This is a genomic window from Streptomyces humicola (genome assembly GCF_024436035.1).
GTDB classification, from domain to species: Bacteria; Actinomycetota; Actinomycetes; order Streptomycetales; family Streptomycetaceae; genus Streptantibioticus_B; species Streptantibioticus_B humicola.
In genome coordinates this window covers 1-20,029 of record NZ_JANFNG010000030.1, presented here as the reverse complement: position 1 = coordinate 20,029, position 20,029 = coordinate 1, and the positions used below count along the sequence as shown (strand labels likewise).

Genomic DNA, 20,029 nt, shown 5'->3' with positions numbered 1-20,029 from the left:
CGCGCTCACAGCGCCGCCCGGCCGGCGTACATCCGTGCGATCACGTCCTCGATCGCCGGTTCCCGCACGGACAGGTCGACCAGCGGATAGCAGGCGGCGAGCTCGGCGACGAGAGGCGCCGCGCTCGCCGACGCCGGGAAGGCCAGCCACTGCCGCGGGCCCTCGACCTTGACCGGCCGGGCGCCTGCGATCCGCACCGGGGGCAGCTCCCGCTCGAAGTCCACCACCAGGGTGCGTTCGCTGTCGCCCGCGCCGTGGAGGCCGGCGAGATCGCCGTCGTGGACGAGCCGCCCGTGGTCGATCACCATGACCCGGGTGCACAGCTGCTCGATGTCGGTGAGGTCATGGGTGGTCAGCAGAACGGTCGTGCCACCGTCGTTGACCTCCCGCAGGAAGCCGCGCACCTTCGCCTTGCTGACCACGTCGAGGCCGATCGTCGGCTCGTCCAGATACAGCACCTCCGGATCGTGCAGCAGCGCCGCCGCGATGTCGCCGCGCATCCGCTGGCCGAGCGAGAGCTGGCGCACCGGGACGTCCAACAGCGGCCCGAGGTCGAGGAGTTCGACGCACCGCGCGAGGTTCCGGTCGTACCGGGCGTCCGGGACGCGGTACAACCTGCGCACCAGCTCGTACGAATCGCGCAGCGGCAAATCCCACCACAGGGTGGTGCGCTGCCCGAAGACCACCCCGATCCGGCGTGCCACGCGTGTGCGCTCACGCGCCGGATCGATCCCGGCGACGCGCACCCGGCCGCCGCTCGGCACCAGGATCCCGGTCAGCATCTTGATGGTCGTCGACTTGCCCGCACCGTTCGGCCCGATGTAGCCGACCATCTCACCGCGCGCGATGTCGAACGAGATGCCGTCCACTGCCCGCACCTCGGTGCGCACCCGCCGCAGCCTTCCGACCCTGCGCCGCACCTTGAAGACCTTCTCGACCCGTTCGAGACGGATCAGCGCGTCCACGTCCGCATCCTCCCTCTCAACTCCCTGTGCTCCGGTACGCCCTCAGGCCCGCCCGCCAGGCGAGCCCGGCCGCCGCGCACGCCGCCGCGGCCACCAGCGGCGAGCAGAAATCCAGCCAGCCGGGCAGGCCCAGCGGGTCGGCCCGCCGCAGGATGTGCAGCGCCGGCAGCCAGTTGACGAAGGCGAGCGGCACGACGAACGTCGCGCCGCGCAGCAGGTCCTTGGCGAAGACCGTCGGCGGGTACTGCGTCAGCGCGTTACCGCCGTAGGTGAACGAGTTCTGCACCTCCGCCGCGTCGGTGGCCCAGAACTGGAACGCGGCACCGGTGACGAACACCGCGCTGAAGATCGCCGCACCGCTCACCAGCATCACGGGCACCAGCAGCACGTCGACCGGCGTCCAGGCCGCCTTGAGGGCTGTCAGCGACCATGCGAGCACCAGCACCGACTGGCTGATCCTCCCCAGCCTGCGCAGCGCGAACCGGTCGGCGGCGGCCTGGGCGAACACCGGCACCGGCCGCACGAGCAGCGTGTCCAGCGTCCCGTCCCGCACCCGCTGCCCCAGCTGGTCCATGCTGCCCAGCACCAGGTCCGCCAGTCCCAGGGCGCAGCCCGACGTCCCGTACAGAAACGCTGTCTCGGGGAGGGAGAAGCCGCCGAGCACCCGCGTGTGCCCGAAGATGATGGCGATCGCCGCGAAGTCGAGCGCGGTGGCGAGGAAGTTGCCGACCGCCATCATCACGAAGGAGAACCGGTACGCCATCGTCGAGCGCACCCACATCCCGACGATCAGGGCATAGGCGCGCAGCCCGTCAGCCACCCTGCACCACCACCTTGCGCGTCGCGGCCGCCTGCACCAGCCGTCCGGCACCCAGCAGCGCCAGCGCCCACCCCGCCTGGAAGGCAAGGCCGGCCGCCACCGCACCACCACTGCGCCGTCCGAGGAAGATGTCGGCGGGCACCTGCAGCAACGACGACCACGGCAGGGCGCGGGCCACAGTGCCCAGCCGGCCCGGGAAGACCGACAGCGGCAGCAGCATCCCGGAGAAGAACGTCCCGCTGAGCATGGCGAGGACCGTCAGTCCGGACCCGTCGAGCAGCCAGAACGCGGCGAGCGCGATCAGGTACCGGATGGCATAGCTGACCACCGCTCCCAGCGCGACGGAGACCAGGAAGTACCCCCACGTCAGCGGCCGCCCGGGCCACGCGAGCGGAAATGCCAGCGCGCCCACGGCCATCGGCAGTACGCCGCGTCCGAGCAGGTGGAACCCGGCCCGTCCCAGATCGGCGGCAAGCCACCACATTTGGAGGTCGGCGGGCCGGTAGAGGTCGATCGCCACGTCACCGGTCCTGATCCGCTCGATCAGATCCGCCTCGAAGCCGCCGCCCATGATGGCCGTCGTCGCCAGCATCGCCTGGCCGAGCCAGACGTACGTCACCGCGTGTGGCAGGTCGTAGCCGCCCAGGTGCGGACGCATCGTCCACAGGGCGATGAAGGTGTAGGCGAGGATGAAGCCGAAGACGCTGTTGGTGAAAACCCCTGCGAGCGTCGCGACCCGGTAGGTCGCATACCGCCGGAATCCGCGCAGCGCCACGGCACCGTACACACGCATGTCCCTGGAGCTCCTTGCCCGTTGCCGAGCGCAGGAGCTTACGGGCCGGCCGGAGAGCGGCGCCAACGGTTTTCCGGGCCAGTCGAGCCGGGCGAGAGCCCACAGATGGCCGGTGCGGCCTGTGTCCCCGTGCTCGTCGGCAGTCCGGGCGGCCTGGGCGGCTTGCGCCGCGGTGGCCCGGTACTGGACGTCGAGCCCGTCGGCGGTGACCGGTGCGGGAAGAGGAGCCGAGGCGAGGGCGGCATGGGCCGGGGGCCGGGTGGGCGGCTGCCGCCGCCGGAACCGCAAGCGCGGTCGCGACGAGGGCGGCAAGCACGCTGCGCCGCAGGCACACGGCCGCACCGCATCACCCGAACACCAATGACAACAAATCGGCTAAAATCCCTCAATGGCGGCAACGGGCGACTCTGGGCGGAGGTTATCTCCACGCCCCAAGCTGTGAACCAGCAATGCCGCCGTCGGCGTCATCACACACATGAAGCCGTTGAAGATCGGGTGCGCCGTCGTCGTGCTGGTAGTGGTCCTGGGGGCGCTGGCCGCCTCGTGCGGCGGCCGTTACCTGTATCACCGTCACTACCCGGTGCGGCACGCGATCGTGCGGCACATCGTGACGCACCACGTCTACCACCACCTGAGCCTCCGGCGGCACTGAACGGGTTTGACGGCGACGCCCGAGGGGAGGATTGGCGGCAAATCCGGCGGACCGTCGACCAGGAGGGCAGGAGGGATCTGCAGTGCGCCCGTGGCTGCGTCGAGGGCGAGCGGTGCTCCTGTACGCGGTGGCGTTGCTCGCCCTGACTGCGGCCTCGATCTGGCTCGCCGTACGCGTCACGCCACTGCAGTCGGTGTCCGTCGCGGGTCAAACCGTGAGCGTGGGAGCGACCTCACCCGTTCTGAGCGGTTCCGGCCCGGGAGAGCTCGATCTCTTCGGGCAGGTGATGCCGACCAGACCGCAGTTCCCCGGCCCGATCCGCCCGCGCCTCGAACTCGACCGCATCGCCATCGACCCTCAGGTCGCCCAGCTGATGCAGCACGGCGACCACGGCGCACTCGAACTGCCCGTCACCAGCGACCTGCTGGCCGGGTGGAAGCGCTACTACCTGTGGGAGACGCTCATCGCCGCGGGATTCGCGGCCCTCATCCTGGTCACCGCCGCCGGTATCCGCCGGGCCTCGCGCCGCACGACGATCACCATGCTCGTCACCGGCCTCGCCGCCGTCTGCCTGGTCAACACCACCGGCATCGTTCTCATGGCCTCCAGCGCGCCGGGCATCCTCCGCCAAGTGCACACGCTGGACGACCTGGTGGGCGGCAGCCCGTTGCAGCCCATCCCCGTCGTCCAGGGACCTGCACTGCACGGGGTGCACGCCGTGGTGATCGGCGACTCGACCGCCGCGGCGATGGGCAACCCGCTCGTGGACGATCCCAGTGCCCTGGACCGGGCGTGCGAGCGCAGCAAGGACTCCTACGCGGCGGATCTTGCGGCGGTGAACGGCTGGAACGTCCTCAACGTGGCGTGCAGTGGCGCCAGCGTCCGCAATGGCGTCCTCGGGGTGCAGATCCTCGGCAACCAGGTGGCCCCGCCCCAACTCGCACTCGCCGAACGGGCCACCGACGCCTCCGTGATCATCGTGAGCATCGGCGCCAACGACGTCCACTGGTCCGTGCTCACCCAGTTGTGCGCCGCCGCTCACGACTGCAACGACAAGGCCTCGACCGCATACTTCCAGGACCAGCTGAACGGTTTCACCCGCGACTACTACCAGCTCCTCGGCCGCCTCGCCGGCCTCCCGCAGCACCCGACCGTACTGATCAACGAGTATTACGACCCCTTCGGCCGCAATGTCGACTGCCTGAAGGCGGACGGGCTGACCACGGCGAAGACACAGGCCCTCACCTCGCGCCTGGACCAGCTGAACACGGTGCTCGGCCAGGGAGCTCAGGCCTTCGGTTTCACGGCAGTCCCGCAGCACTTTGGCGGGCATGAACTCTGTACGAGCCAGCCCTTCGTCCAGGGGCCGTCCGACAACGCGCCCTTGCATCCGACCGTCGCAGGCGAGCTCGCCATCGCACTCGCCGACCAGCAGGCTCTCCCCCATGCCACTGCCACGTCCTCACCTGCCTCGCCGTCGCCGAGCGGGAGCCCATGACCGGCCCCTGACCGGAGTCCCCGGCATACCGCGAACGCGGTATGCCGAGGACCCGACCTGCGGAGGACAAAATTCCGGAACGGGTGGGGCATCGTGGGACACTGCCACGCCCGCGACGGCTTTCAGCCACCGACTGCAGTATCTTCGCGGGCGGCCCGTCGCCGGGGGCGGCGAGCTCGTCGACGAGGAGATTTGCTGTGCATTCCGTGTTTGCCGCCATCGGCCGGTTCTCGGTCCGGTTCCGATGGCCGGTTGTGGTGTTGTGGATCGCTGCGACGATCGCGGCTGCGCATTTTCTGCCGTCGTTGTCGAGTGTGACGCAGAACAACAACACGAATTTTCTGCCGGCGAGTGCGCCGAGTCAGCATGCGGCGAGCCTTGCAACGCCGTTGGAGCCGTCGGGCACGGTGAACATCCCGGTGGTGGTGGCGCGTTCCAGTGGTCAGCTGAGCTCGGCGGACACCGATGCGATCAACCGGTTGCAGAAGGAGCTGGCCGCCGAACCGACCGTGTCCAAGGTCAAGGACGTGGGCCGGGCACAGGACGGGCAGGCCGAGCAGCTGCAGGTGGTGGCGGGCCAGCCGGCGAAGGGCGGCAGCAACCAGCAGCAGGCCGATGAGACGCTGGTCGACAACCTGCGCTCGGCTGTCTCCAAGGCGTCGATGCCCGGTGATCTGCAGACGCACCTGGCCGGTCAGATCGCGGCGAATGTGGACAACAGCAAGCAGGGCGGCAAGACCGGCAACCAGATGCAGATGGTCTCGATGCTGCTGATCGTGGTGCTGCTGCTGTTGGTCTTCCGCGCGTTGCTCGCCCCGCTGGTCACCTTGCTGCCGGCGGTGCTGGTGGTGACGATGGCCGGTCCGCTGGTGGCCGAGGCGGCCAAGCACGGGCTGAACGTCTCCTCGCTGGCGCAGGAGATGCTGATCATCCTGGTGCTGGGTGCGGGCACCGATTACGGGTTGTTCCTGGTCTTCCGGGTGCGGGAGGAACTGCGGGCCGGGCTGCCGCCGAAGGAGGCGGTGGCCAAGGCGGTGGCCCGGGTCGGTGAGTCGATCACCTTCTCCGCCGGCACGGTGATCGCCGCGCTGCTGTCGCTGCTGGCGGCCAGCTTCGGGATCTACTCCAACCTCGGCTACCCGCTGGCGATCGGCATCGGGCTGATGCTGCTGGCCGGACTCACCCTGCTCCCCGCCCTCCTGGCCATCCTCGGCCGCGCCGTCTTCTGGCCCAGCAAGATCCGCCCCGGAGTCCAGAAGGTGGGTCTTTGGGGCCGTATCTCCGGCGCCGTCGTACAGCGGCCGGTGGCCACGTTGACGGCCGGGCTGCTGCTCTTCGGCGGACTCGCCTACTTCGCGACCGGATACAGCTCGGGCGGCTTCGGCGGGTCGACCTCCGCACCCTCGGGAAGCGATGCGGCGGCCGGTCAGACGCTGCTGGCCCAGCACTTCCCGCGGACCGCGGCCAACCCGACGCAGGTGGTCTTCCAGCTGCCCAAGGCGGCCTGGGACGACCCCGGCGTGCTGGCCACCGCGCAGCAGAAGCTGCAGTCCGCCTCTGAGTTCAAGGACGTCACCGGCCCGCTCGACCCCAACGGACTGGCCCTGACACCGTCCCAGTACACCGAACTGCACACCGCCCTCGGCCCCGCCCAGGATCTGCCTCCGGCACCCCCCGGTCTGACCGCCCCCAAGGGCGCGGGCGCAGCCACCGTCGGCAAGGAGCGCACCGCGCTCGCCAAGGCCGCCGCTGCCGGTCAGGGCGCCACGGCGCGGAGGGCGCCGCTGGTCGATGGCAGGTTCACGGTGAGCGAGTACGAGGCGTACCGGGCGACGGCGTCGTACGTCAGCGCGGACGGCCGCACGGTGCAGTACTCCACGGCGCTGACCGCGGGAGACGCCTCGTCGACGGCCGCGATGAACGCCGTGCCCTCCATCCGCGCCCAGGTCGCCGATGTCGCCAAGACCATCGGCGCCACCGACAACGGTGTGGTCGGCCAGGCTCCCGGCCTGTACGACGTCAGCAACACCTCCAACAACGACATGAAGAGCGTGATCCCGATCGCGATCGCGGTGATCGGTGTGCTGCTGGCGCTGGTGATGCGCAGCCTGGTGGCGCCGCTCTACCTGATCGTCTCGGTCGGGCTGTCCTACCTGGCCGCGCTCGGTCTGTCGGTGCTGCTGTTCATCAAGCTCGGCCACTCCGGCGGACTCGTCTTCATCCTGCCGTTCCTGATGTTCATCTTCCTGCTCGCGCTGGGGGAGGACTACAACATCCTGGTGATGACCCGCATCCGGGAGGAGGCCCACGACCTGCCGCTGCGCGAGGCGGTCAAGCGGGCGCTCAACGCCACCGGCACCACGGTGACCTCCGCCGGCCTGGTGCTGGCCGGCACCTTCGCGGTCTTCGCGATCGTCGGCGGCAGCAGCCCCAACGGCAGCCAGATGCGCGACATCGGAGCAGGACTGGCCCTGGGCATCCTGATGGACACCTTCCTGGTCCGCACCCTGCTGGTCCCCTCCACCGTCGTCCTCCTCGGACGCTGGAACTGGTGGCCCTCCACACTCCGCCACCAGAACGACTTCAGCGCGTCCCGCACCACCTCGCCGGAGGCCGTCACGGCCATGGCGGGCACCGGGACGGGCGGCGACACCGGCAGCGACACGGGCGGCATCCGCGGTCGGGTGCTCGACGGCGCGGGCTCGCCCGTCGCGTCCGCCGCGGTGACCCTGATCGACGCCCAGGGCAGGCAGCACGGCCGTACCGCCTCCGACGGCGACGGCCGCTACCGCATCGACGCCCCCGGAGCCGGGATGTACGTCCTGATCGGCTCCGCAGCCTCGCGCCGCCCGCAGGCGACCGAGGTGTCCGTGGATCACGCCCCCGTCGAGCTCGACCTGGTACTCAGTGGTGCCACGGGCCTGACGGGCTCGGTGCGCGAGGCGGACGACGGCGGCCCGCTGCCGGGCGCGCTCGTGGTCGCCACGAACGAGCACGGCGAGGTCGTCGCCTCCTCCACCGCTGACGGCGAGGGCGAGTTCGAACTGGTCGAGCTCCTCCCGGGCGTGTACACCCTCGCGGTGAGTGCGGCCCGGCACCGCCCGGCCGCACTGCCGGTCGAGGTCGTGCAGGACGCCGCAGACCGGCACGAGATCCTCCTCGAGCGGCTGCACTTTGCGGTGGGCCAGGAGCCGCGCTCCAGGTGACGATCGCCTGATCCCCTGCGCAGGGCAGTGGCACTCCCCGTCCGCTGCCCTGCGCACTGCCACGTCGCCACGTCGGCACGTCGCCACGTCGCCACGTCGGCACCTCGGCACCTCGGCACCTCGGCACGTGTGCGGATGCGATACACCCGATATGCCATGCATGCGGGTGATCTGATGCATCATGCCGTGTTCTGGATCGGATGCCGTGGTATCCACGTGTCTGCTGCTGGGCGGTCTGATTTCACGGGGAGCTACGTTGCGCAATATCGCGATCGTCGGCATGGGATGCAGATTTCCCGGGGCGAGGAGCCTGCCGGCGTACTGGCGGATCCTGCGCGAGGCCGAATCCCAGTTCCGGGTCCTCCCGCCCGAGCGCTGGGACCACTCGCTGATCCACACCCCGCAGGACCGGCGTGCACGTGCCGGGACGTACACCGACCGGCTCGCGACGATCGACGGCGTCGATCGGTTCGACGCACGCCACTACCGCATGTCGCCGCGCCGCGTCCAGGCGATGGACCCGCAGCACCGACTGCTGCTCGACGCATCACTGCGCACCGGTGCGGTTCACCGACGCCGTACAGGCCGCGTACGACGCGGGCGCGCGGCTGTTCGTCCAGGCCTGCGGCGGGCGCAATCTGATGGGCGCGGTCCGGCAGAGCCTGACGGACCCCGGCGCGGCGACGTACGTGGCGCTGACGGGCGACGGCCCGGACGATGCGCGGACCTGTCTCGCCGCGCTCGGCGAACTGGCGGTGGCCGGAGTGGACCTGGACGCAACGAAGCTCGTGCCCGAGGGCACGCCGCTGGTCACCTTGGAGCCGTCGCCGCTCACGCCGGACTCCCACTGGTACCCGAGGGTCGCCTCGCGTGTGCCGCCGCGGCCCACCGTCCCCGGCCTCGGGGCGGCCGAGCAGCCGAGGACACCCGGCTCCCCCGGCGTCGCCGCACTCCCGGACGCGCCCGGCCCCCGCAGACAGGAACACTCGTTGGACGACGTGGTCACGCTGCTCAGGCAGCAACTGAATCTGCTGCAGAGCCTCGGCGTCGCGGCTCCCGGAACGGACGCCACCGCGTCGAGCCTGCCGCAGTCCGGTCGCGGCGACAGTTACCACCAGGTGCGTGCCCGGGTCTACGCCGAGATCTCGGCGGTCAGCGCCTTCAGGGCGGATCAGCTCTCCGACGACCTGCTCATCGTCCAGCAGCTCGGTCTCGACTCGTTGACGGTGGCGGAGTTGACGGAGCGTCTGCGGCGAGCCTTCCCCCAGGCTGCGGCGCGCATCACCGAGGGCTTCCTGCCGCCGCGGCCCACCGTCGCCGATGCCGTCGAACTCACCGCCGGGCTGCTGGGCGCCGGCACGGGCGACGCCGTTCCCGCCATCGCTCCCCCGGCCGGGCCCGCGACCGTGCCCGCGGCCGCGCCCGCGGAACGCCGTATCGAGGACTTCCCCGAGCTCATCGCACTGGAGCGGCGCATCGCGTCCAGCCGTCACAACCCGTACTTCCTGCTGCACGAGGGCACGCTGCGGGACACCACCGTCATCGACGGCCAACAGCTGATCTCCTTCTCCGGATACAACTACCTCGGCCTGTCGGGCCACCCGACGGTGATCGCGGCGGTGAAGGACGCCGTCGACCGGTACGGCACCTCGGTCTCGGCCAGCCGGTTCCTCTCCGGTGAGCGGCCGCTCCACCGCGAGCTGGAGGCGGAGCTGGCCGCGCTCACCGGTTCACAGGCGGCGATCGCCCTGGTGAGCGGCCATGCCACCAACGTCACGGTGATCGGGCACCTGGTGGGCCCCGGCGATCTGATCCTGCACGACGCCCTCGCGCACGACAGCATCCTGCAGGGGTGCACGCTCTCCGGGGCGCGCCACCGGTCGTTCCCGCACAACGACATGGCGGCGCTCGACTCCCTGCTGCACAGCGTCCGCGGCCAGTTCCGACGGGTGCTGATCGTGGTCGAGGGCGTGTACAGCATGGACGGCGACATCGTCGACCTGCCCGCGCTGATCGAGGTAAAGGAGCGGCACGGAGCCATCGTGATGATCGACGAGGCGCACAGCATCGGCGTACTCGGGAGCAACGGCGGTGGCGTCGGCGAGCACTTCAGCGTGGAGCGGCAGGCGGTCGACCTGTGGTCGGGGACGCTGCCGAAGTCGCTGGCGGGATGCGGCGGCTTCGTCGCAGGAACGCAGCGGGTGGTCGACTACCTCAAGTACTCGGCGCCCGGGTTCGTCTACAGCGTCGGCATGACCCCGGCCAACGCCGCCGCGTCCCTGGCGGCGATCCGGGTCATGCGGGACGAGCCCGAACGGCTCAAGCGGCTGCGCGAGAACGCGGAGCTCTTCCTCTCCACGGCGCGCGACGCCGGGATCGACACCGGCGGCAGCGACGGGACACCGGTGATCCCGGCCATTGTCAAGGACTCGCAGAAGGCGGTCCGGCTGGCCTCGGCGCTGTTCGACAACGGGGTGAGCGTCAACCCGATCCTGCACCCGGCGGTGGCGGAGGATCTGGTCCGGCTGCGCTTCTTCGTGACCAGCGAACACACCGCCGAACACATCAAGTACAGCGTCGCGGCCGTCGCCGAGCAGTAGCATCTGTTGCGGCCGACTCGATCGGAGGGCCAGTGAACCACCCCGCCGCATCCTCCGTATCCGCATCCTCCATCTCCTCCGCCGAGCCGGTAGCGGATATCCGGGCCGGCGCCCGCGGCGGCCCCGACGCGGGGCGGCCGGACCGTCCGGGCACCCCGGGCCGCCGGCCGCTCCCACTGCGCCATCCCCGCGCCGTTCTCGCGGCCTCGCTGCTCTTCCTGCTGGTCGCCGCGGTCGTTGCCGGTGGCACGCTCAAGGCGCTGAAGTCGGGCGGCTTCGACGATCCCTCCTCCGATTCCGCCGCCGCGGCACAGTTGCTGCGCGAGAAGTTCCCCACCGCGCAGCCCAACCTCTTCGTGCTGGTGCACGATCAGGGCGGCAACGCCGGGAGCCCGGCCGCCACTCGCGTCGGCCGGTCGGCGGTCGAGCAGTTGTCGCGGCAGCACGGAGTCCACCTCGTGGCCTCGTACTACCTCACCCCGGCCGCCGCCCTGCGCTCGGCGGACGGCTCGGTGGGCCTGACAGCTGTCAATGTGACGGGCGATCAGGACGCCGCCGGACGCATGGTCGCCGGCCTGCACGCGAAACTCGCGGGCGACCGGGACGGGGTCCGGGTGCGCTTCGGCGGCAACACCCAGATCAACAACGACCTCAACAACCGCACTGCGCAGGACCTCGAAGTCGCCGAGTCCGTCGCCCTCCCGCTCACCCTGCTCCTGCTGGTGCTGGTCTTCCGGGGGGTCGTGGCGGCGCTTGCGCCGACGGCCATCGGCGTGGTGGCGATCGCCGGTGCCCTGGCCGTGCTGCGCTGCGTTGCGGCGCTCACCTCGGTGTCGGTCTTCTCCACGACACTGATCACCGCACTCGGTCTCGGTCTTGCCGTGGACTACAGCCTGCTCATCGTCGCCCGTTACCGCGAGGAGCGCGCCCGCGGCGGAGGTGATCTCGCGGCGTTGCAGCGCACGTTGCGCACCGCCGGGCGGACGGTGCTGTTCAGCGCCACCATCGTGGCCACCGTGCTGCTGACCCTGGTCGCCTTCCACCTGTACTTCCTCCGCTCGTTCGCCTACGCGGGCGTGGCCACCGTGGCGATCACGGTGCTGGGCGCGCTCGGGCCGCTGCCTGCCCTGCTGCTCCTGCTCGGGGACCGTGTGGACGCCTGGCGGGTGGGCAGGGACCGGGCGCGCCGCACGCCGCCCGAGGAGAGGCTGTGGGGACGGATCGCGGGCGGCTCGATGCGGCGTCCGGCCCTGTGCGGGCTCGCGGTCGCCGCCGGTCTGGTGGTGCTGGGCCTGCCGCTGGGCCACGCCCAGTTCGGCATCCCCGACGAGCGGGCACTGCCGAAGGATGCCGAGAGCCGTCAGGCGGCCGACCTGCTGCGCAGTGCCTTCCCGGGCAGCCAGGACGGGGGCACGGTCACCGTCGTCGCCCCCGCCTGGACATCGGATCCCTCGGGCGCCGGGCTGAGCACATACGCCCGGGCCCTGTCCGGCGTGCCCGGGGTCGATCGGGTGGACAGTCCGGTCGGTGACTTCGCCGGCGGCCGGGTGGTCGGCCCGCCGTCGCCGGGCCTGCGGGCGGGTGCGGCACTCCGGCTCGCTCTGCACTCGCGGGTGGTGCCGTTCTCCGCCCAGGGCAGCCGCCTGGCCGGACGGGTGCGCGGCGTCCCGGTCCCCGGCGGCCGGAGAGTGTACGTCGGCGGCCTGGCGGCACAGTTGGCGGACACCACGTCGTCCCTCGCCGGCGGGCTGCCGTTGGCGCTCGGCCTGACGGTCGTGATCACGCTCGTGCTGCTCTTCCTCGCCACTGGGAGCGTGCTGCTGCCGGTCAAGGCCGTGCTCTTCAACGCGCTCGGGCTGACCGGTGTGATGGGCGCGATGGTGTGGGTGTTCAACGACGGCCACCTGTCCGGTCCGCTCGGTTTCACCCCGTCACCGCTGGCGCTGACGATGCCGGTGCTGCTGGTCTGCGTCGCCTATGCGCTCTCCATGGACTACGAGGTCTTCCTGCTCTCCCGGATCAAGGAACGGCACGACGCGGGTGACGACACGGAGCTGTCGGTGCGGGCCGGTCTGGGCGAGAGCGGTCCCGTCATCAGCGCCGCCGCCGGGCTGCTCGCCGTCTCCTTCTTCGCGATCGGCCTGTCCGGCGTCTCGCTGGCCAAGTTCTTCGGGCTGGGCACCGGCATCGCCATCGTCCTGGACGCCGTACTGATCCGCGGGGTGCTGGTTCCGGCGTTCTTCCGGCTGGCCGGTCCCGCGGCGTGGTGGGCACCGGCGGGGATCCGCTGGAAAGCCGGAAAGGGCTTGACTCTGGGTAAATAGGGAGCAAACTGTCTAATACACCAGAACACCGGAGAGAGCCGCACCGTCGACGGAGACGTCTGTCGGCACGAGTGACCCCCATCAAGGCTCTGGCTAGGCCCTCGGTAGCGCGTATCGGGCCGGAGTCGTCAGCGACGACTGAGACTCACGGCATCGAGGCGAAGCACCGAGGGCCGCCGTATGCCCGCCGCCAACCGCTCCGCGCCTCGCCGCCTCCGCGCCACTCACCCGCACCCCCCGTGGACGCCCGCTGGATTGCGCACTAATTTAGTTTACGTGTGCTAAATAGTTTCCTGTCGTGCGAGCGAGGCGGAATACGGGAGGCGGACGCCGATGGCCTGGGTCGGGGTGGATCATCCGCGGTACAAGTGGGTGGCGCTGTCGAACACCACGCTGGGGACGCTGATCGCGACGATCAACACCTCCATCGTGCTGATCTCGCTACCCGCCATCTTCAACGGGCTCCGCCTCGATCCACTGCAGCCGGACAACGTCAGCTATCTGCTGTGGATGCTGATGGGCTACATGCTGATCACCGCGGTGCTGGTGGTGACCCTCGGCAGACTCGGGGACATCTGGGGCCGGGTGCGGATCTACAACGCCGGCTTCCTCATCTTCACCGTCACCTCGGTAGTGCTCTCCCTCGACCCCTACCACGGCGGCACCGGCGCGCTGTGGCTGATCGGCTGGCGGGTCGCGCAGGCGATCGGCGGCTCGATGCTCATGGCCAACTCGGCCGCGATCATCACCGACGCCTTCCCGTCCCGTCAGCGCGGAATGGCTCTCGGCGTCAACATGGTGGCGGGCATCGCCGGTTCGTTCATCGGCCTCGTCCTCGGCGGTCTGCTCGCCGAGTGGAACTGGCGGTCCATCTTCTGGGTGAACGTGCCGATCGGCGTGCTGGGCACCCTGTGGGCCTACCGATCACTGCACGAGGCCGGGGTGCGCAAGCCCGCGCGGATGGACTGGTGGGGCAACATCACCTTCGCCGTCGGCCTGACCGCGCTGCTGGCGGGGATCACCTACGGCATCCAGCCGTACCGCGGGCACACCATGGGATGGACCAACCCCTGGGTGCTCGCCGGGCTCATCGGCGGCGCCGTGGTGCTCGCCGTCTTCTGCCTGGTCGAAAGCCGGGTCACGGAACCGATGTTCCCGCTGGGGCTCTTCCGCAACGCGATGTTCGCGGGCGGCAACACGGCGACCCTGCTCGGCTCGATCGCCCGCGGCGGGCTGCAGTTCATGCTCATCATCTGGCTGCAAGGCATCTGGCTTCCGCTGCACGGCTACGACTATGCCGACACCCCGCTGTGGGCGGGAATCTATCTCGTCCCGCTGACCGTCGGCTTCCTGGCGGCCGGTCCCGTCGCCGGGCATCTGTCGGACCGGCTCGGCGCACGGCTCTTCGCGGCCGCCGGATTCGTGGCGATGGCGGCCTCGTTCGCCGGGCTGCTCCTGCTGCCCACGGACTTCGGCTACCCGCTCTTCGCCTTCCTGGTCTTCCTCAACGGAATCGGCGGCGGACTGTATGCGGCCCCCAACACCTCGGTCATCATGTCGAGCGTGCCGGCCGACGCACGGGGCGCGGCCTCCGGAATGCGCGCCACCTTCCAGAACGCCGGCATGGTGCTCTCCATCGGGGTCTTCTTCTCCCTCATGGTGGCCGGGCTCGCCGGGTCGCTGCCGGGCACGCTCACCGCCGGGCTGACCGCCCAGGGCGTACCAGCCCATGCGGCGCACGCCCTCGCGGGCGTTCCGCCGGTGGGCGTCCTGTTCGCCGCCTTCCTCGGCTACAACCCCATCCAGCAGTTGCTCGGCCCGCACGTGCTCGGGGCGCTGCCCGCGTCCAACGCCCGCACACTGACCGGACGGGAGTTCTTCCCGCACCTGATCTCCGGCCCGTTCCACAACGGCCTCGTCGTGGTGTTCTCGCTGGCCATCGCCATGGCGCTGGTGGCCGCGGCTGCGTCACTGATACGCGGCCGTACGGCACCCGCGACGCCGGACCTGCCCGTCCAGTCCATTCCCGGAACGCGGATCAGCGGTGTCCTGCGCGACGGCGCGTCCGCGGCCCTTCCCCGCGCCGCCCTCACCCTTGTCGACCCGAACGGGCGGCAGATCGCGCGTGGAACGGCGCGCGGTGACGGATCGTACGAACTGACCGTGCCCGCTCCCGGCTCGTACGTCCTGATCGCGGCCGCCGACGGACACCAGCCGCAGGCGGTGCCGGTCGCCGTGGACGGCCACACGCTCTCCCGCGATCTGACACTCGCGGCGCTGCGGCCCGGCGCCCGGATACGCGGCACCGTCCGGGCCGCCTCCAGTGGGCGTCCGCTCGCCGACGCGCGGGTGACCCTGGTCGACGCGGAGGGCGAAGCCGTCGCCACCAGGACGACGGGCCCGGACGGCTCGTACGGCTTCACAGGTCTGGCCGCTGGCGAGTACACCGTGATCGCGAGGGGGTATTCGCCCGTCAGCACGGCCGTGACCCTCGACGGCATGGGAGAGTCGGGGTTCGACCTGCTGCTCGGTCGCGCCGATGAGGCCGATACGTGAGATCCGTGAATGGAGATGTTCCGGCGATGACCGACTCCGCGGAGCACCACCGTGCAGCCGCCGCGCGGACGGCGGCCGACGACACGCTCGACCCGTCGGTCGTCGCCCGGCTCCGGCTGGTGATCGCGCGGCTGTACCGGCAGATGGCACAGGCCGCCAGCGATCGGAACTTCACCTTCGCTCAACTGTCGGCGATCGCACGGGTCGAGGAGCACGGTCCGCTGCGGCTCGGTGAACTGGCCGCGCGGGAGCGGGTGGCGGCGCCGTCGATGACCCGCACCATCGCACCGCTGGTCTCCGAGGGGCTGATCGGCAAGGAGCCGGACCCGAACGACGGGCGCTCATTCCTGGTCACCATTACGCCTGACGGGCGCGAACTGCTGGGCCGGACACGGCGTGAACGCTCCGAACTGCTCGCCCGACGCATCAGCCGGCTCACCCCTGAGCAGCGAGAGACCCTCGAAGCGGCCGTCCCGGTGCTCGAACTGCTCCTCGCCGAATGAGCGAATGAGCAATTGAGCGAGTGAACGAATGAACGACGCCGCCCGCCGCAGCGATGGTTCGCTGGGCGGGCGGCGCCCAAGAGCCGCAGCCTGTCAGGACTTCAGCGGCTTGATTGCGGTGGGTGCGTGGCCCGGTTCGGTGGCCAGCTCCTCGAACTCCGTAACGTCGCTGATGTCGGCCGTCTTGCTCATCGCGATGTTGGTGATGCGCTCCAGGATCGCCTCGACGACGACCGGGACGCGATGCTCGGCGGCGAGCTTCTTGGCCTCCTCCAGGGCGGCGCCGAGCTCGTTCGGGTCGGTGACCCGGACCGCCTTGCAGCCCAGTCCCTCGACGACCTTGACGTGGTCCACACCGTAGACGCCGATCTCCGGGGAGTTGATGTTCTCAAACTCCAGGTTGACCTGGAAGTTGATGTCCAGGCCGATCTGCGCCTGACGGATCAGGCCCAGGTAGGAGTTGTTCACCAGGACATGGACGTACGGGATCTTGTGCTGGGCGCCGACGGCCAGCTCCTCGATCATGAACTGGAAGTCGTAGTCACCGGAGAGCGCGACGACGGGGGCCTCCGGGTCGGCAGTGGCGACGCCGAGCGCGGCCGGGATGGTCCAGCCGAGCGGGCCGGCCTGGCCGCAGTTGATCCAGTGGCGCGGCTTGTAGACGTGCAGCATCTGCGCGCCGGCGATCTGGGAGAGGCCGATGGTGGTGACGTAGCGCGTCTCCGGGCCGAAGGCCTTGTTCATCTCCTCGTAGACGCGCTGCGGCTTCATCGGGATGTCGTCGAAGTGCGTGCGGCGCTGCAGCGTGGCCTTGCGCTCCTGGGTGGAGGCGACCCACTCGGAGCGGTCGGGCAGCTTGCCGGCGGCCTTGAGCTCCTTGGCGACCTCGACGAACAACTCAAGGGCGGCCTTGGCGTCCGAGGCGATGCCGTAGTCGGGGGCGAAGATCTTGCCGATCTGGGTGGGCTCGATGTCGACGTGGACGAACTTGCGGCCCTTGGTGTAGACGTCCAGCTTGTAACCGGTGTGGCGGTTGGCCCAGCGGTTGCCGATGCCGAGGACGAAGTCGGACTCCAGGAAGTTCGCGTTGCCGTAGCGGTGTGAGGTCTGCAGGCCGACCATGCCGGCGTTGAGCTCGTGGTCGTCGGGGAGGACGCCCCAGCCCATCAGGGTCGGGATGACCGGGGTGCCGGTGAGCTCGGCGAACTGCACCAGCAGGTCGGAGGCGTCGGCGTTGATGATGCCGCCGCCCGCGACGATCAGCGGGCGCTGTGACTGAAGGAGGAAGGAGATCGCCTTCTCGATCTGGGCGCGGGTTGCGGACGGCTTGTACACCGGCAGCGGCTCGTAGGTCTCCGGGTCGAACTCGATCTCGGTCAGCTGGACGTCGATCGGCAGGTCGATCAGGACCGGGCCGGGGCGGCCGGAGCGCATCAGGTGGAAGGCATGCTGGAAGACCCCGGGGACCTGCGCGGCCTCCAGGACCGTGGTCGCCGCCTTGGTGACCGGCTTGGCGATGGAGGCGATGTCGACGGCCTGGAAGTCCTCCTTGTGGATCACGTTGGTCGGTGCCTGACCGGTGATGCACAGGATCGGGATCGAGTCGCCGATCGCGGAGTACAGACCGGTGATCATGTCGGTGCCGGCCGGGCCGGACGTACCGATGCACACGCCGATGTTGTCCGGGTTGGCCCGGGTGTAGCCCTCGGCCATGTGCGAGGCGCCCTCGACATGTCGGGCCAGCGTGTGGTCGACCCCGCCGCTCTCCTTCAGCTCGCGGTAGAAGGGGTTGATGGCGGCGCCGGGCACACCGAACGCCTTCGTCACGCCCTCACGCTTGAGGATCTCCACTGCCGCACGAGCGGCGGTCATACGAGGCATTCAGTCCTCCCGGGTTGCAGCCGTTGCCCTGCAATTTCACATCGCGGAAAATGACTTCTATCTTGCGGAATGAATGTAAGGTCGCACGACGCAAGCGTCAAGCGAGGAGGCGGGCGATGGATCATGCCGCCGGCCGACCGCCCCCATGACCGGCGATGGACTTGACAGAGCGGCCAGCCTCCTACAGGCTTCCAGTAAGCAGAAAATATCTTCCGCGATACGGAAACGGAAGGGAGATCATCCCGGTGGGATTCTCCGACGCGCGCTACGACGTCAACCTCTCGATCCTGTTCACCGAGCTGCCCCTGCTCGAGCGGCCCGCCGCTGCCGCCGCCGCGGGCTTCACCGCCGTTGAGCTGTGGTGGCCCTGGGTCGACGCCCCCGTCCCCGAGCAGGCCGAACTCGATGCCCTGCGCACGGCCCTGAACGAGGCGGGCACCCAGCTGGTGGGCCTGAACTTCTACGCCGGACAGCTGCCCGGCCCGGACCGCGGCGCGCTGTCGATCCCCGGCGAGGAGTCGGAGAAGTTCCGCGCCAACATCGATGTGGCCGCCGACTTCGCCCAGTCCCTGGGATGCACAGCGCTCAACGCCCTCTACGGCAACCGCGTCGACGGCGTCTCGCCCGAGGAGCAGGACGCGCTGGCCCTGGAGAACCTCCAGCTGGCCGCCCGCGCGGCGCACCGCGTCGGCGCCACCCTGCTGATCGAGGCGCTCAACGCGCCCGAGTCGCCGAAGTGCCCGATCGTCAGCGCCCCGAAGGCGATCGAGATCGTGGACAAGGTCAACGAGTCGACCGGTCTCGGCAACGCCAAGTTCCTGATGGACCTGTACCACCTGTCGATGAACGGCGAGGACCTGCACGAGGCCATCGACCGCTACACCGCCAAGACCGGTCACGTGCAGATCGCCGACAACCCCGGCCGCAGCTACCCCGGCACCGGTGAGCTGGACTTCACCGACCTGCTGGACCGCCTGGGCAAGGCCGGTTACGACGGCTGGATCGGCCTGGAGTACAAGCCCACCGGCCCGAGCGCGAGCAGCTTCGAGTGGCTCCCGGCCCCGCTGCGCGCCGCCAAGCACTGACGACGACTTCTTCTTCCGAGTTACCGAGGGACACGCATATGAGCACCGCACTTCCGAAGATCGCATGGATCGGCCTCGGCATCATGGGCTCCCCCATGGCCGAGAACCTGATCAAGGCCGGCTACCAGGTCACCGGCTACACCCTTGAGCAGGACAAGCTCGACCGGCTCGCCAAGAACGGCGGCACCGCCGCGTCGTCGATCGCCGAGGCGGTCAAGGGCGCCGAGGTGATCATCACCATGGTCCCGGCCTCCCCGCAGGTCGAGGCCGTCGCCTACGGTGAGGCCGGCATCCTCGCCAACGCCAAGTCTGGCGCCCTGCTGATCGACATGTCCTCGATCACCCCGCAGACCTCCATAGACCTGGCCAAGAACGCCAAGGAGAAGGGCATCCGCGTCCTGGACGCCCCGGTCTCCGGCGGCGAGGCCGGCGCCATTGAGGCTGTGCTGTCCATCATGGTCGGCGGCGAGCAGGCGGACTTCGACGAGGCCAAGCCGATCCTCGAGGCTCTCGGCAAGACCATCATCCTGTGCGGCCCGCACGGATCCGGCCAGACCGTCAAGGCCGCCAACCAGCTCATCGTCGCCGTCAACATCCAGGCGTGCGCCGAGGCCGTGGTCTTCCTGGAGAAGTCCGGCGTCGACCTCAAGGCCGCGCTCGAGGTCCTCAACGGCGGACTCGCCGGATCCACTGTCCTGACCCGCAAGAAGGACAACTTCCTGAACCGCGACTTCAGGCCCGGCTTCCGCATCGACCTGCACCACAAGGACATGGGCATTGTCACCGACGCCGCCCGCACCGTCGGTGCGGCCCTGCCCGTCGGCGCCGTCGTCGCCCAGCTCGTCGCCTCCCTGCGCGCCCAGGGCGACGGCGGCCTCGACCACTCCGCGCTGCTGCGCGCCGTCGAGCGCCTGTCGGGCCAGAGCGTTCAGGCGTAACGCGTAACGCTCCCCCAGATCCTTCGCCCGGTGGCGCGTTGACCTGTCCTGTCGCGCCCATGGCGCGCCACCGGGCGAAGCATGCCCCACCGTCGGCTCATCGCGTGCCGACGGCAGCGGGGCGTCCCTCGTCACCGCTCCGCACAAGCACGACGCGATACGGAACTTCGCTTTCACCTCCCATACGGAAGGTCGCAATGCCCAAGCA

13 protein-coding genes and 1 pseudogene are annotated in these 20,029 nt (G+C 70.0%); 10 read left to right on the top strand and 4 right to left on the bottom strand.

Translation table 11 applies throughout. The features are described 5' to 3' along the window. Positions 1-5: 5 nt before the first annotated feature. The 3 genes from NGB36_RS27010 to NGB36_RS27000 are packed head-to-tail and all read right to left on the bottom strand — an operon-like array spanning position 6 to position 2,578. Positions 6-965: an ABC transporter ATP-binding protein gene (locus tag NGB36_RS27010; RefSeq protein WP_372509539.1), complete on the bottom strand. Its 960-nt coding sequence runs from the start codon at positions 963-965 to the stop codon at positions 6-8. A gap of 16 nt (positions 966-981) precedes the next feature. Then, positions 982-1,746 (bottom strand): ABC transporter permease, encoded by a 765-nt coding sequence (locus NGB36_RS27005; protein WP_255923194.1) that lies wholly within the window; start codon positions 1,744-1,746, stop codon positions 982-984. A 31-nt stretch (positions 1,747-1,777) separates the two neighbouring features. Further along, entirely contained in the window at positions 1,778-2,578 is an 801-nt protein-coding gene (locus NGB36_RS27000) for an ABC transporter permease (protein WP_255923139.1), read from the bottom strand. Between the two features lie 475 nt (positions 2,579-3,053). Here NGB36_RS27000 and NGB36_RS26995 point away from each other — a divergent pair, with 475 nt between their 5' ends. From NGB36_RS26995 to NGB36_RS26960, 8 genes and pseudogenes are all read left to right on the top strand, one after another. Beyond that, the gene (locus NGB36_RS26995) at positions 3,054-3,230 is read left to right on the top strand and encodes a hypothetical protein (RefSeq protein WP_255923138.1); all 177 of its coding nucleotides are present in this window, start codon (positions 3,054-3,056) and stop codon (positions 3,228-3,230) included. Positions 3,231-3,312: 82 nt separating this feature from the next. Next, positions 3,313-4,728, top strand: coding sequence for an SGNH/GDSL hydrolase family protein (locus NGB36_RS26990; RefSeq protein WP_255923137.1), 1,416 nt, complete (start codon positions 3,313-3,315; stop codon positions 4,726-4,728). Positions 4,729-4,925: 197 nt separating this feature from the next. Continuing rightward, on the top strand, positions 4,926-7,934 hold the full coding sequence (locus NGB36_RS26985; RefSeq protein WP_255923136.1) for an efflux RND transporter permease subunit: 3,009 nt from the start codon (positions 4,926-4,928) through the stop codon (positions 7,932-7,934). Between the two features lie 181 nt (positions 7,935-8,115). Further along, positions 8,116-8,478, top strand: a pseudogene (locus NGB36_RS33920) (beta-ketoacyl synthase N-terminal-like domain-containing protein); the annotation flags it as partial. Positions 8,479-8,494: 16 nt separating this feature from the next. Continuing rightward, positions 8,495-10,534, top strand: coding sequence for an aminotransferase class I/II-fold pyridoxal phosphate-dependent enzyme (locus NGB36_RS26980; RefSeq protein ID WP_255923134.1), 2,040 nt, complete (start codon positions 8,495-8,497; stop codon positions 10,532-10,534). A gap of 32 nt (positions 10,535-10,566) precedes the next feature. Beyond that, entirely contained in the window at positions 10,567-12,858 is a 2,292-nt protein-coding gene (locus tag NGB36_RS26975) for an MMPL family transporter (protein WP_255923132.1), read from the top strand. A gap of 333 nt (positions 12,859-13,191) precedes the next feature. Then, positions 13,192-15,414, top strand: coding sequence for an MFS transporter (locus tag NGB36_RS26970; RefSeq protein ID WP_372509538.1), 2,223 nt, complete (start codon positions 13,192-13,194; stop codon positions 15,412-15,414). A 26-nt stretch (positions 15,415-15,440) separates the two neighbouring features. Beyond that, the gene (locus tag NGB36_RS26960; RefSeq protein ID WP_255923131.1) at positions 15,441-15,917 is read left to right on the top strand and encodes a MarR family winged helix-turn-helix transcriptional regulator; all 477 of its coding nucleotides are present in this window, start codon (positions 15,441-15,443) and stop codon (positions 15,915-15,917) included. A 93-nt stretch (positions 15,918-16,010) separates the two neighbouring features. Here NGB36_RS26960 and gcl read toward each other — a convergent pair whose 3' ends face one another. Continuing rightward, positions 16,011-17,798, bottom strand: a complete 1,788-nt coding sequence (gcl, locus tag NGB36_RS26955; RefSeq protein ID WP_255923130.1) for a glyoxylate carboligase — start codon at positions 17,796-17,798, stop codon at positions 16,011-16,013. Positions 17,799-18,043: 245 nt separating this feature from the next. Between gcl and NGB36_RS26950 the strand changes: the two genes are divergently transcribed. Both NGB36_RS26950 and NGB36_RS26945 read left to right on the top strand, forming a co-directional pair. Next, positions 18,044-18,883 carry a TIM barrel protein gene (locus NGB36_RS26950; protein ID WP_255923129.1) on the top strand — a complete coding sequence of 280 codons (840 nt, stop codon included), beginning with the start codon at positions 18,044-18,046 and terminating at the stop codon, positions 18,881-18,883. A gap of 38 nt (positions 18,884-18,921) precedes the next feature. Beyond that, positions 18,922-19,821 (top strand): 2-hydroxy-3-oxopropionate reductase, encoded by a 900-nt coding sequence (locus NGB36_RS26945; protein ID WP_255923128.1) that lies wholly within the window; start codon positions 18,922-18,924, stop codon positions 19,819-19,821. Positions 19,822-20,029: the final 208 nt, after the last annotated feature.

Coding starts and splice junctions, on each gene's coding strand:
- NGB36_RS27000 (WP_255923139.1), bottom strand. CDS start 2,578: ATGCGTGTGTACGGTGCCGTGGCGCTGCGCGGATTCCGGCGGTATGCG.
- NGB36_RS26970 (WP_372509538.1), top strand. CDS start 13,192: ATGGCCTGGGTCGGGGTGGATCATCCGCGGTACAAGTGGGTGGCGCTG.
- NGB36_RS26960 (WP_255923131.1), top strand. CDS start 15,441: ATGACCGACTCCGCGGAGCACCACCGTGCAGCCGCCGCGCGGACGGCG.
- NGB36_RS27005 (WP_255923194.1), bottom strand. CDS start 1,746: ATGTGGGTGCGCTCGACGATGGCGTACCGGTTCTCCTTCGTGATGATG.
- NGB36_RS26995 (WP_255923138.1), top strand. CDS start 3,054: ATGAAGCCGTTGAAGATCGGGTGCGCCGTCGTCGTGCTGGTAGTGGTC.
- gcl (WP_255923130.1), bottom strand. CDS start 17,798: ATGCCTCGTATGACCGCCGCTCGTGCGGCAGTGGAGATCCTCAAGCGT.
- NGB36_RS26945 (WP_255923128.1), top strand. CDS start 18,922: ATGAGCACCGCACTTCCGAAGATCGCATGGATCGGCCTCGGCATCATG.